Annotated in this window: 14 protein-coding genes; 10 read left to right on the forward strand and 4 right to left on the reverse strand. The window is 69.0% G+C overall.

Going from position 1 to position 11,345, the window contains the following annotated elements; genetic code table 11:
* On the reverse strand, positions 1 to 522 hold a 522-nt coding region (locus AC2VOR_RS10870; protein WP_486963775.1), incomplete at its 3' end, for a DUF3109 family protein.
* Between the two features lie 139 nt (positions 523 to 661).
* Between AC2VOR_RS10870 and AC2VOR_RS10875 the strand changes: the two genes are divergently transcribed.
* The 9 genes from AC2VOR_RS10875 to AC2VOR_RS10915 all read left to right on the forward strand — a co-directional run bounded on the left by AC2VOR_RS10875 (position 662) and on the right by AC2VOR_RS10915 (position 8,216).
* A complete protein-coding gene (locus tag AC2VOR_RS10875; protein WP_369740822.1) occupies positions 662 to 1,678 on the forward strand; it encodes a Ppx/GppA family phosphatase in 1,017 nt (338 codons plus the stop codon).
* A complete protein-coding gene (locus AC2VOR_RS10880; protein ID WP_486963776.1) occupies positions 1,675 to 2,658 on the forward strand; it encodes a hypothetical protein in 984 nt (327 codons plus the stop codon). The genes AC2VOR_RS10875 and AC2VOR_RS10880 overlap by 4 nt, the downstream gene beginning before the upstream one ends.
* Before the next feature lie 34 nt (positions 2,659 to 2,692).
* Positions 2,693 to 3,535, forward strand: a complete 843-nt coding sequence (locus tag AC2VOR_RS10885; RefSeq protein ID WP_486963777.1) for a sugar phosphate isomerase/epimerase family protein — start codon at positions 2,693 to 2,695, stop codon at positions 3,533 to 3,535.
* 13 nt (positions 3,536 to 3,548) lie between these two features.
* Positions 3,549 to 4,379, forward strand: coding sequence for a thioesterase family protein (locus AC2VOR_RS10890; protein ID WP_486963778.1), 831 nt, complete (start codon positions 3,549 to 3,551; stop codon positions 4,377 to 4,379).
* Between the two features lie 27 nt (positions 4,380 to 4,406).
* Positions 4,407 to 5,282, forward strand: coding sequence for a pyrroline-5-carboxylate reductase (proC, locus tag AC2VOR_RS10895; protein ID WP_486963779.1), 876 nt, complete (start codon positions 4,407 to 4,409; stop codon positions 5,280 to 5,282).
* Positions 5,283 to 5,423: 141 nt separating this feature from the next.
* Positions 5,424 to 5,681, forward strand: coding sequence for a cell division/environmental response transcriptional regulator (locus AC2VOR_RS10900; RefSeq protein WP_369740817.1), 258 nt, complete (start codon positions 5,424 to 5,426; stop codon positions 5,679 to 5,681).
* A gap of 148 nt (positions 5,682 to 5,829) precedes the next feature.
* Positions 5,830 to 5,931, forward strand: coding sequence for a 30S ribosomal protein bS22 (locus AC2VOR_RS10905; RefSeq protein ID WP_003402602.1), 102 nt, complete (start codon positions 5,830 to 5,832; stop codon positions 5,929 to 5,931).
* A gap of 81 nt (positions 5,932 to 6,012) precedes the next feature.
* Positions 6,013 to 7,140 (forward strand): SDR family oxidoreductase, encoded by a 1,128-nt coding sequence (locus AC2VOR_RS10910; RefSeq protein ID WP_486963780.1) that lies wholly within the window; start codon positions 6,013 to 6,015, stop codon positions 7,138 to 7,140.
* Positions 7,141 to 7,145: 5 nt separating this feature from the next.
* Complete coding sequence (locus AC2VOR_RS10915) at positions 7,146 to 8,216, forward strand: lysophospholipid acyltransferase family protein (protein ID WP_369740814.1); 1,071 nt, start codon at positions 7,146 to 7,148, stop codon at positions 8,214 to 8,216.
* A gap of 87 nt (positions 8,217 to 8,303) precedes the next feature.
* Here the strand turns inward: AC2VOR_RS10915 and cmaA2 are convergent, their stop codons facing one another.
* Genes cmaA2 through AC2VOR_RS10930 form a run of 3 tightly spaced genes read right to left on the reverse strand, consistent with a single transcriptional unit; the run spans position 8,304 to position 10,717 of the window.
* Positions 8,304 to 9,236 carry a cyclopropane mycolic acid synthase CmaA2 gene (gene cmaA2 / locus AC2VOR_RS10920; protein WP_486963781.1) on the reverse strand — a complete coding sequence of 311 codons (933 nt, stop codon included), beginning with the start codon at positions 9,234 to 9,236 and terminating at the stop codon, positions 8,304 to 8,306.
* A 10-nt stretch (positions 9,237 to 9,246) separates the two neighbouring features.
* Complete coding sequence (locus tag AC2VOR_RS10925; RefSeq protein ID WP_486963782.1) at positions 9,247 to 9,759, reverse strand: FAS1-like dehydratase domain-containing protein; 513 nt, start codon at positions 9,757 to 9,759, stop codon at positions 9,247 to 9,249.
* A 46-nt stretch (positions 9,760 to 9,805) separates the two neighbouring features.
* On the reverse strand, positions 9,806 to 10,717 hold the full coding sequence (locus AC2VOR_RS10930) for an HAD family hydrolase (RefSeq protein WP_369740811.1): 912 nt from the start codon (positions 10,715 to 10,717) through the stop codon (positions 9,806 to 9,808).
* A 253-nt stretch (positions 10,718 to 10,970) separates the two neighbouring features.
* On the opposite strand from AC2VOR_RS10930, the gene AC2VOR_RS10935 reads away from it, so the two are divergent.
* The coding region (locus AC2VOR_RS10935; RefSeq protein WP_486963783.1) for a transposase at positions 10,971 to 11,345 on the forward strand (375 nt) is incomplete at its 3' end.

Genomic DNA, 11,345 nt, shown 5'->3' on the forward strand with positions numbered 1-11,345 from the left:
TTCCTGGCTGCGCCGGATCGGCAGCTGCCAGCAGACGTCGGGCTTCATCGTCAGCGGCGCGACACCCAGCTTGAGGGCTTTGCTGTGCAGCGCGCACCCGGCGCCGGCGGGGAAGCCGGGGCGGTTCAGGAAGATGCACGCGTCCTTGTGCTTGCGGGTGCGGTACTGCGGTTGGCCCTCGTGCTCGTCGAGCTCCAAATACCCCTTGCGGCCCAGGCCCTTGTCGCGGAACTGCCAGTCGTCGTCGGTCAGCTTGGACACCGCGTCGTCCAACCGGGCGCGGTCGTCGTCGTCGGACAAAAACGCCCCGTGCGAGCAGCACCCGTCGTCGGGGCGACCGGCCACCGTGCCATGGCAGGCCGGCGTCCCGAACACGCACGTCCAGCGCGAAAGCAGCCAGGTCAGATCGGCCGCGATCAGGTGCTCGGGGTTGTCGGGGTCGTAGAACTCCACCCATTCGCGGGCGAAATCCAGATCGACCTCTTGCCCGGGGCGGGGGTCCGGATTCGGCACGGATCCCACGGTAGACCACGATTCCGGCCCGGCGGCCCGCTGACACCCCGGGCCCCCGGCGGCCACGAATCGCCCCGGCCGGGGCGAACAACGCTGCCACGCTCAGACCGCCACGCGGTCTGCATCGTCGCCGGGCTAGGTTGTTTGCGTGCGATTGGGCGTGCTCGACGTGGGTAGCAACACGGTCCATTTGTTGGTGGTCGACGCCCACCGCGGCGGACACCCCACTCCGATGAGTTCGACGAAGGCCACGCTGCGGCTCGCCGAGGCGACCGACAGCTCGGGCAAGATCACCAAGCGCGGCGCGGAGAAGCTCATCTCGACGATCGACGAGTTCGCCAAGATCGCCGACAGCTCGGGCTGCGCCGAGCTGATGGCCTTCGCCACCTCGGCGGTTCGCGACGCCGAGAACTCCGAGGACGTGCTCGCCAGGGTGCGCAAGGAGACCGGGGTCGAGCTGCAGGTGCTGACCGGGGTCGCCGAGTCGCGGCTGACCTTCCTGGCGGTGCGGCGCTGGTACGGCTGGAGCGCCGGCCGCATCATCAACCTCGACATCGGCGGCGGTTCGCTGGAGCTGTCCAGCGGCGTCGACGAGGAACCCGAGGTGGCCCTGTCGCTGCCCTTGGGCGCCGGGCGGCTGACCCGCGAGTGGCTGCCCGACGACCCGCCTGGCCGCCGCCGGGTGGCGATGCTGCGCGACTGGCTGGACTCCGAGCTGTCCGACGCCAGCGTCGCCGTGCTCGACGCGGGCACCCCGGACCTGGCGGTGGCCACGTCGAAGACGTTCCGCTCGCTGGCGCGGCTCACCGGGGCGGCGCCCTCGGCGGCCGGACCCCGGGTGAAGAGGACGCTCACCGCAAACGGCCTCAGACAACTCATATCTTTCATCTCTAGGATGACGACCGCTGACCGCGCGGAGTTGGAAGGGGTGAGCGCCGAACGAGCACCGCAGATCGTGGCGGGTGCCCTGGTGGCGGAGGCGAGCATGCGAGCGCTGTCGATCGAAACGGTGGATATCTGCCCCTGGGCCTTACGCGAGGGCCTCATCTTGCGCAAACTCGACAGTGAAGCCGACGGAACGGCCCTCGTCGATATCGCGGTGCGCGATGCTGGAGACCGGGTAGGGGATCGGAACGCGAACCGATCGAGAGGCAGCAAAGCATGACCGAACCACACTCCGACACCGAGAGCCCCGGCACTCGGCCCATCTCGGTGGCCGAATTGCTGGCCAAAAACGGAACGATCGGCGCCCCCGCGGTCACCCGGCGCCGCCGCCGCCGGCGCGGTGACAGCGACGCGGTCACCGTCGCCGAGCTGACCGGCGACATCCCGGTCATCCGGGACGACCACGAGCCCGGACGCGAGACCAACGGCACCCGCAGGGCCGAAGCCGCCGAAGCCACCGAAGCTCCCGAGCAGGAACGTGACGTCGCCGCCGACGACGGGCAGAAGCGGGCGTACTGGTCGGAGCCCGAGCCGCGCTGGCCCAAGTCGCCGCCGCAGCCCGCGCGCGTTTCCGGGCCCGAGCGCAGCGCCTACCCGCGGCCCGTGCGCCAGGCCGACGAGCGCGACGCCGAGCGGCAATCCGGGGCCGAGGGGATGAGTCCCGACCCGGTCGACGACTACGCCGGCATGCCTGTGGACGTGATGGACTCCGAGGTGCGCGATGCCGACCTGGTGGACGAAGACTCGGCCTATGTGCGTTCCTACCTCGACGATTCGACCCTGTTCGGTGGGCAGACGCTCGCCGACGAGCTCGCCCGCCGGCGCGGCGGCGCCGAAGCGGTGCAAAGGGGCGAAGACCGCGACTCCGACGTCGGCGACCGCGCCGTCGCGCCACGCCGGGACGAGGCCGGGAAGGTCGGCGGGGTGGGCAGGTTCGAGGCGCTGCGGCACGGCAGCGTGGTCGTCGTGCAGTCGATCCTGGCGGTCGCCTTCGGGGCCGGGCTGTTCATCGCCTTCGACCAGCTGTGGCGGTGGAACAGCATCGTGGCGCTGGTGCTGTCGGTCCTGGTCATCCTCGGGCTGGTCGTCGGGGTCCGGGTGGTTCGCAAGACCGAGGACATCGCGAGCACGCTGATCGCGGTCGCGGTCGGCGCGCTGATCACGCTGGGGCCGCTGGCGCTGTCGTTGCAGTCGGGCTAGACACCCACCCGGAACCCAGTCGGAACCACAAACAGTGCGCCCAGCCATCAAAGTCGGCCTGTCGACGGCCTCGGTGTACCCCTTGCGCGCCGAGGCCGCGTTCGAGTACGCGGCCCGGCTCGGCTACGACGGGGTCGAGCTGATGGTGTGGAGCGAGTCGGTCAGCCAGGACATCGACGCCGTCGGCAAGCTCTCACGGCGCTACCGCGTGCCGGTGCTCTCCGTACACGCGCCCTGCCTGCTGATCTCCCAGCGGGTGTGGGGGGCCAACCCGATCCCCAAACTGGAACGCAGCGTGCGCGCCGCCGAGAAGCTGGGTGCGCAGACCGTCGTCGTGCATCCGCCGTTCCGCTGGCAGCGGCGCTACGCCGAGGGATTCAGCGAGCAGGTCGCGGCGCTGGAGGCGTCGAGCGACGTGCTGGTGGCTGTCGAGAACATGTTCCCGTTCCGGGCGGACCGCTTCTTCGGGGCCGGTCAGTCCCTCGAGCGGATGCGCAGGCGCGGCGGCGGGCCGGGACCCGCGATCTCGGCGTTCGCGCCCTCCTACGACCCGCTGGACGGCAACCACGCCCACTACACGCTCGACCTGTCCCACACCGCCACCGCGGGCACCGACGCGCTGGACATGGCGGAGCGGATGGGCGCCGGGCTGGTTCACCTGCACCTGTGTGACGGCAACGGGCTGCCCGCCGACGAGCATCTGGTTCCCGGGCGCGGCGCCCAGCCCACCGCCGAGGTCTGCCAGATGCTGGCCGCCGGGCATTTCGCCGGGCACGTGGTGCTCGAGGTCTCGACGTCGTCGGCGCGCTCGGCCGGCGAGCGCGAGAGCCTGCTCGCCGAATCGTTGCAGTTCGCCCGCACCCACCTGTTGCGCTGACCCCCAGGAGATCATGACCGCGTTATTCACCACCGCGATGACGTTGCGGGAGGTCGACCCCGGCGTTTTCGAAGGAGAACTCGACAAGCGCTGGACGATCGGTCCGAAGGTGCACGGCGGGGCCATGCTGGCGCTGTGCGCCAACGCCGCGCGCACCGCGTGCGGCGGGCCGTCGAACGGGCTCGAACCCGTCGCCGTGTCGGCGAACTTCCTGTGGGCGCCCGACCCGGGGCCGATGCGGGTGGTGACGTCGGTCCGCAAGCGCGGCCGCCGGATCAGCCTCGTCGACGTCGAGCTCACCCAGGGCGACCGCACCGCCGTGCACGCCGTGGTCAATCTCGGCGAGCCGGAGCATTATCCGCCCGGGGGGCACGCGGCGCCGCTGCTGTCGGCGAACCCGGTCGTGGAGCTGATGGCGCCGGAGCCACCCGACGGCATCGAGGCGATCGGGCCCGGCCACCCGCTGGCCGGCCTGGTGCACCTGGGTGAGGGCTGCGACGTGCGGCCGCTGCTGTCGACGATGGGCCCGAGCACCGACGGGAGGCCGCCGAGGCTGCAGATGTGGGCCCGTCCCCGCGGCGTGGCCCCGGACGCGCTGTTCGCGCTGATGTGCGGGGATCTGTCGGCGCCGGTGACCTTCGCCGTGGATCGCACCGGCTGGGCGCCCACCATCCAGCTCACCACCTTCCTGCGGGCCCTGCCGGCCGACGGCTGGCTGCGGGTGCTCTGCACGTGCATGGAGATCGGCCACGACTGGTTCGACGAGGACCACATCGTGGTCGACAGCCTCGGCCGGATCGTGGTGCAGTCGCGCCAGCTGGCATTGGTGCCCCCGCCGCGCTAGCGGGCGGTGTCTGCGATGCTGTCCGGCATGGCAAGGATCGCGATCATCGGGGGCGGCAGCATCGGCGAGGCATTGCTGTCCGGGTTGCTGCGCGCCGGTCGGCGGGTCAAAGACCTGGTGGTGGCCGAGCGGATACCCGAACGGGCCAAGTACCTCGCGGACACCTACTCGGTGTTGGTCACGTCGGTGACCGAGGCGGCCGAGCATGCGGCCTTCGTCGTCGTCGCGGTGAAACCCGCTGACGTGGAGTCGCTGATGGGGGAGTTGGCCCGGGTGGCCGCCGCGGCCGAGGACGACTCCCCCGACCAGGTCTTCGTCACGGTCGCGGCGGGGATCACCCTCGCCTACCTCGAATCCAAACTGCCCGCCGGGACCCCGGTGGTGCGGGCGATGCCGAACGCCGCGGCGTTGGTGGGGGCGGGCGTCACCGCGCTGGCGAAAGGCCGGTTCGTGACCCCGGCGCAGCTCGAGGAGGTCTCGGGGCTGTTCGACGCCGTCGGCGCCGTGCTGACCGTCGCCGAATCCCACATGGACGCCGTGACCGCGCTGTCCGGCTCGGGGCCGGCGTATTTCATGTTGATGGTCGAGGCGTTGGTCGACGCCGGTGTGGCGGCCGGCCTGACGCGCGAGGTGGCCACCGAGCTGACCGCGCAGACGATGGCCGGGTCGACGGCCATGCTGCTCGAAGCGCTGGATCAGGAGCGGCGGCCGGGTGCGGGTGAGGGGCTGGGCAAGCGGGTGGACGCCTCGGCGGCCCAGTTGCGCGCGACGGTGACGTCGCCGGGCGGTACGACCGCTGCTGCGCTGCGCGAATTGGAGCGGGGCGGGTTGCGGGCCGCCGTCGACGCGGCCGTCCAGGCCGCGAAAACGCGCTCTGAGCAGCTGAGAATTACATCGGAATAATTCGACCTTTTTTGAATTGATTGTCCCCCACCAGTACCAGTAACCCCATTAGTCCCGCTATTCTCCTTCTTGTATGCACGTGTGGGTGCCAGCGGAGGGGAAGCCGCTGGCATTGCGCGTGCCTGACACGATTGGGTTGCGATGACGTCTACGAACGGGCCATCTGCGCGAGATTCTGCCGGCAAGGCGCGGGACGCCAGTCCCGGCGATGGCCAGCAGGCCAGGGCACAATTTCTCACAGTCGCGGAGGTGGCCGCGCTGATGCGGGTCTCCAAGATGACGGTGTACCGCCTCGTGCACAACGGTGAGTTGCCCGCGGTGCGGGTCGGTCGATCCTTCCGGGTGCACGCCAAGGCCGTCCACGACATGCTCGAGACGTCGTACTTCGACGCCGGCTGACCCGAATCCCCGTGGCCCCGCAGCGCGGCCCGGTCGTCGCGCGCCCGCCGGACGGTCCCGGTTTGGTGTTCGCGGCGGGCGGCCGGGTAAAGTGGCGGGGTCTTTTCAAGTCCTTCACCAACCGGTCACGGGTCAGATAGCGGAGTTCATGGGTTCAGTAATCAAGAAGCGGCGCAAGCGCATGTCGAAGAAGAAGCACCGCAAGCTGCTGCGTCGCACCCGGGTGCAGCGCAGAAAACTCGGTAAGTAACCCCCGCTGCGCAGGTCGCGGCGGCGCCGACCGTCACGCGTCCGTAACGCCACCGTCCCGTCTCGCCGCTAGGCTGTCCGGGTGGATTTGTCGAGCGGAGACGGTCCCGGCACGAGCGGCGCCGGGGAGGAGACCGTGCACTACCCCAAGGTGGTGCTGGTCACCGGTGCGTGCCGGTTCCTGGGCGGTTACCTGACCGCCCGGCTCGTGCAGAACCCGCTGATCAACAGCGTCATCGCGGTGGACGCGATCGCGCCCAGCAAGGACATGCTGCGCCGGATGGGGCGCGCGGAGTTCGTCCGCGCCGACATTCGTAATCCCTTCATCGCCAAGGTGATTCGCAACGGCGAGGTCGACACGGTGGTGCACGCCGCCGCGGCCTCCTACGCACCGCGGTCCGGGGGCAGCGCCGCGTTGAAGGAACTCAACGTGATGGGCGCGATGCAGTTGTTCGCGGCCTGCCAGAAGGCGCCCTCGGTGCGCCGGGTGGTGTTGAAGTCCACCTCCGAGGTGTACGGGTCGGATCCGCGCGACCCGGTGATGTTCACCGAGGACAGCAGCAGCCGCCGGCCTTTCCGCGCGGGTTTCGCCAAGGACAGCCTCGACATCGAGGGCTACGCGCGCGGCCTGGGGCGGCGCCGTCCCGACATCGCGGTGACGATCCTGCGGCTGGCCAACATGATCGGCCCCGCGATGGACACCACCCTGTCGCGTTACCTGGCCGGGCCGTTGGTGCCCACGATGTTCGGCCGCGACGCGCGCCTGCAGTTGTTGCACGAGCAGGACGCGCTGGGCGCGCTGGAGCGCGCGGCGATCGCCGGCAAGGCCGGCACGTTCAACGTCGGCGCCGACGGGATCATCATGCTGTCCCAGGCGATCCGGCGGGCGGGGCGGATCCCGCTGCCGGTGCCCGGCTTCGGCGTGTGGGCCCTGGATTCGCTGAGACGGGCCAATCGCTACACAGAGATCTCCCGCGACCAGTTCGACTACCTGAGTTACGGCCGCGTCATGGACACCACCAGGATGCGTACCGAACTCGGCTTCCAGCCGAAATGGACGACGGCCGAGGCGTTCGACGACTACGTCCGCGGCCGCGGCCTGACTCCCATAATCGACCCTCATCGGGTACGCTCCTGGGAGGGTCGCGCCATTGCCTTAGCGCAGCGCTGGGGAAGCCGAAAGCCAATTTCGTGGGGTGGGGGCAGGTAGAGATCGTGGCGGGTGACACCAGAGCGAACGTGATTCCCCTGCACACAAATCGGGGTCGGGTGGCGGCGCGCCGGAGGGCCGATCAGCGGGCCGAATCCGCGCGCCAGCATCCCTCGCTGCTCTCGGATCCGCGCGGCCGCGCGTCGGCCGAACAGATCGCCGCCGTCGTGCGCGAAATCGACGAGCACCGCCGCGGCACGGGCGCTGCCGCGGGGACCGGCGAGGCGCCGCTGAACGAACTCGCCCAGCGGGTGGCCGCCGTGGCCGGCTTCCTTCGGCAGCGGCTGACGGGCGACTACACCGTCGACGAGTTCGGCTTCGACCCGCACTTCAACGACGCGGTCGTCAGGCCTTTGCTGCGGTTCTTCTTCCGGTCGTGGTTCCGCGTCGAGGTCAGCGGTATCGAGCACCTGCCGAGCGAGGGGCCCGCGCTGTTGGTGGCCAACCACGCCGGGGTGCTGCCCTTCGACGGGCTGATGCTCTCGGTGGCGGTGCACGACGAACATGAGGCCCAACGGGACCTGCGGCTGCTGGCCGCCGACATGGTGTTCGACCTGCCCGTGGTCGGTGAAGCGGCCCGCAAGGCCGGCCACACCATGGCGTGCACGACCGACGCGCACCGGCTGCTGGCGGCGGGCGAGCTCACGGCGGTGTTCCCGGAGGGCTACAAGGGGCTGGGCAAGCGCTTCGAGGACCGCTACCGGCTGCAGCGGTTCGGGCGCGGCGGCTTCGTGACGGCGGCGCTGCGCACGAAGGCGCCGATCATCCCGTGCTCGATCGTGGGTTCGGAGGAGATCTACCCGATGCTGGCCGACGTGAAGCTGCTGGCGCGGCTGTTCGGGCTGCCCTATTTCCCGATCACCCCGCTGTTTCCGCTGGCCGGTCCCGCGGGTCTGGTGCCGCTGCCGTCGAAATGGCGCATCGCGTTTGGCGAGCCGATCTACACCAACGACTACTCCGCCTCCGACGCCGAGGACCCCATGGTCACCTTCGAGCTGACCGATCAGGTGCGCGAGACGATCCAGCAGACGCTGTACCGGCTGCTGGCCGGCCGGCGCAACATCTTCCTCGGCTGAATTCCCTGGCGTACTTTTCTGGCCTACCGACCGCAGCGCCCCGGTGCCTGAACGACACCGGGGCGCTCGGCGGCAAGCTTCGAGGGACTACTTGACGAGCGTGAACTGACAGACGTTGGTGTAGCCGTCGCGGAACAGGTCCGAGCATCCCCGCAGGTAGTGCATGTAGATGTCGAAGGTCTCCTGACCCTTCAGGGCGATCGCCTCGTCCCTGTGGGCCTCCAGCGCGTCCGCCCAGGCGCTCAGCGTCGGAACGTAGTTCTTCCCGATCATGTGGTGACGCTCGATCTCGAAACCCGCCTCCGTCGCGTAACGGTCGACCTGCGCGATCTGAGGCAACTTCCCGCCGGGAAAGATCTCCCGGAGGATGAAGCTGATGAAGCGCAGCAGGCTCATCGTCGTCTTCAGGCCGAGTTCCTGGGCCTCCTCGGTGGTGGGCACCACGATCGTGTGCAGCAGCATCCGGCCGTCGTCGGGCAGCAGGTTGTAGAACTTCTTGAAGAACGTGGCGTAACGCTCGTATCCCGCGTCACCGGCGCCGTCGGCGAAGTGCTCGAACGCGCCCAGCGAGACGATGCGGTCGATCGGCTCGTTGTCGAATTCCTCCCAGCCCTGGATGCGCACCTCTTTGCGGCGCGGGCTGTCGATCTCCTCGAACTTCGCGACGTCGTGAGCGTACTGGTTCTCGCTCAACGTCAGGCCGATGACATTGACGTCGTACTCCTGCACGGCGTGCCGCATGGTCGAACCCCAGCCGCAGCCGATGTCGAGCAGGGTCATTCCGGGCTCGAGGTTCAGCTTGTCCAGCGCCAACTTGCGCTTGGCGTACTGGGCCTCTTCCAGCGTCTTGCCCGGGTTGTCCAGGTTCAGCTCCGACGGCTCGTCGAAGTAGGCGCAGCTGTAGGTCATCGACGGGTCGAGCCAGAGCTTGAAGAACTCGTTCGACTTGTCGTAGTGCGATCGGACCGCCGCGACCGGCGGTTTCAGCTGGGTCCTGCCCGTCTCCCCCTGTGGAGTCATTGAATCGCTCCTACTTTCCGGCTGATATGGATGCAATTGCGGCGACGGTTTCTTCAGCGCCGGCTTCCTGGTGTGCGGCTTCGCCTAACATCGTGACCGTGCTGGTCACCACGGGGTTGCCGTCTGCGTCCGTTACTTCGCTGCGAATCTCTGCAATCACCGTACCGTGCGACTCGATGACCGCGTCAAGATAAGTGTCGAAATACAGCCGGTCGCGGGCGACTATCGGCCGGTGGAACTTGAACTTCTGGTCTCGGTGGATGACCCGGGCGATGTTGATCGGGATGTTGAACTTGGTGAAGATCTCCAGCTGTACGCGCCGGCCCGCCACCGCCAGGAACGTCAGCGGGGCCACCACCGTCGGATAACCGGCGGCCTCGGCGTCGGCCTCGTTGAAGTGCGACGGGTGCTCGTCTTTGATCGCGAGCGCGAACTCCCGGATCTTCTCGCGACCCACCTCGAAGTAATCCGGCGCCCGGTAGTGGCTGCCGATGAGGTCTTGGGTTCCTTCGGGAATTGTCATGCCGGTGCCGCTTTCCGCTCGAAGACGTGTTCAGCGGCGGAGCTTATCAGCGCGGTTGGCGTCGTGACGCCAGTGCGGCCAGCGCCCCCCCGGCCGCGCCCAGCGCCAGGGCGGACGGGACACCGATCCGGGCGGCCTTGCGTGCGGTGCGGAAGTCGCGTATCTCCCACCCCTTCTCGCGGGCCAGGCTGCGCAGCCGGGCGTCGGGGTTGACGGCGACCGCGGTGCCCACCAGCGAGAGCATGGGTACGTCGTTGTAGCTGTCGGAATAGGCGGTGCAGCGTTTGAGGTTCAGGCCCTCCCGGATCGCCAGCGACCGCACCGCGTGCGCCTTACCGGTGCCGTGCAGGATCTCGCCGACCAGTCGGCCGGTGAAAACCCCGTCGACCGACTCGGCGACGGTGCCCAGCGCGCCCGTCAGCCCGAGCCTGCGCGCGATGGTCGCCGCGAGCTCGTAGGGCGTGGCGGTGATCAGCCACACCTGTTGGCCGGCGTCCAGATGCATCTGGGTGAGCTCGCGGGTGCCCGCCCAGATCTTGTCGGCGATGATCTCGTCGTAGATCTGCTCACCGAGGTCGACGAGCTCCTGCACGGGCCGGCCCTCGATGAACGTGAGCGCCTTGCGCCGCCCGGCTGCCACGTCGTTGCTGTTCTCCTTGCCCAGCAGCTGGAACTTGGCCTGGGCGTAGATGAATCCGAGGACGTCGCGATACGTGAAATAGTCGCGGGCGGCCAGCCCGCGGCCGAAGTGCACCGCCGACGATCCCTGCACCAGCGTGTTGTCGACGTCGAAGAACGCGGCGGCGGTCAGGTCGACCGGGGGCTGCGTGGGGACCTCGCCGGCGTCGGCGGCCGCCTGCAACCCCTCGAGCGCCCGCGCGGCGCTGGCCTCGGCCGCCAGCGTTTCCAGGTCAACGGGACCGGGGCGATCCGCGCTGCCCGACTCAGCGGAAGCCATCGCTCAACCTCCTACCTGCTGTGCCGCCCGGTGGCCCGTGGCCGGCCGGTATCAACCCTATCGGGCGGATGTTCGGGGCAGGATTACGCGCCTGGCCTGGGGTGGACCGTCGAGCGTGACGGCGATGCCCTAGCCCCGGGCTTTCTCGCTGGTCGGCGGCGGTCGCGTGTCGTGAATGAAGAAAGATGCTCTGAACTGGGATAATTCGGCTTGTCTGAGGTCGAATATCGCAAGTTCGAGAAGCACCTTTCTGGTGGGTGAGTCTACGTCGTGGTACCCGTCGTTGTCCGTTGACACCGCCGGCCGCGGGATCGTGTCGCAGGCCGGATCGATCACCTTGGTGCGCACCGCGCAGCAGGTGGGCCTGATCGATGCGCTCTCGGCCGGGTTACGGCCGTGGCGCAAACCGTTGGCCAGCCACAATCCGGGCAAGATCCTCACCGATCTAGCCATCGCAGTGGCCATCGGTGGGGACTGCCTGGCTGATCTGGCGGTGCTGCGTGGGCAGTCGGGGGTGTTCGGTCTGGTGGCATCCGATCCCACCGTGTCGCGGTTGATCGCCACGTTGGCCGCCGATGCCGATGCCGCGTTGGCTGCGATCAACACCGCACGAGCTACCGCCCGGGCT

Source organism: Mycobacterium sp. TH-M103 (genome assembly GCF_057473785.1).

What these genes read in the sequence shown, in the direction of transcription:
- AC2VOR_RS10925 (WP_486963782.1), bottom strand. Translation starts at nt 9,759, where the DNA reads ATGACAATTCCCGAAGGAACCCAAGACCTCATCGGCAGCCACTACCGG.
- AC2VOR_RS10930 (WP_369740811.1), bottom strand. Translation starts at nt 10,717, where the DNA reads ATGGCTTCCGCTGAGTCGGGCAGCGCGGATCGCCCCGGTCCCGTTGAC.
- AC2VOR_RS10890 (WP_486963778.1), top strand. Translation starts at nt 3,549, where the DNA reads ATGACCGCGTTATTCACCACCGCGATGACGTTGCGGGAGGTCGACCCC.
- cmaA2 (WP_486963781.1), bottom strand. Translation starts at nt 9,236, where the DNA reads ATGACTCCACAGGGGGAGACGGGCAGGACCCAGCTGAAACCGCCGGTC.
- AC2VOR_RS10880 (WP_486963776.1), top strand. Translation starts at nt 1,675, where the DNA reads ATGACCGAACCACACTCCGACACCGAGAGCCCCGGCACTCGGCCCATC.
- AC2VOR_RS10900 (WP_369740817.1), top strand. Translation starts at nt 5,424, where the DNA reads ATGACGTCTACGAACGGGCCATCTGCGCGAGATTCTGCCGGCAAGGCG.
- AC2VOR_RS10905 (WP_003402602.1), top strand. Translation starts at nt 5,830, where the DNA reads ATGGGTTCAGTAATCAAGAAGCGGCGCAAGCGCATGTCGAAGAAGAAG.
- proC (WP_486963779.1), top strand. Translation starts at nt 4,407, where the DNA reads ATGGCAAGGATCGCGATCATCGGGGGCGGCAGCATCGGCGAGGCATTG.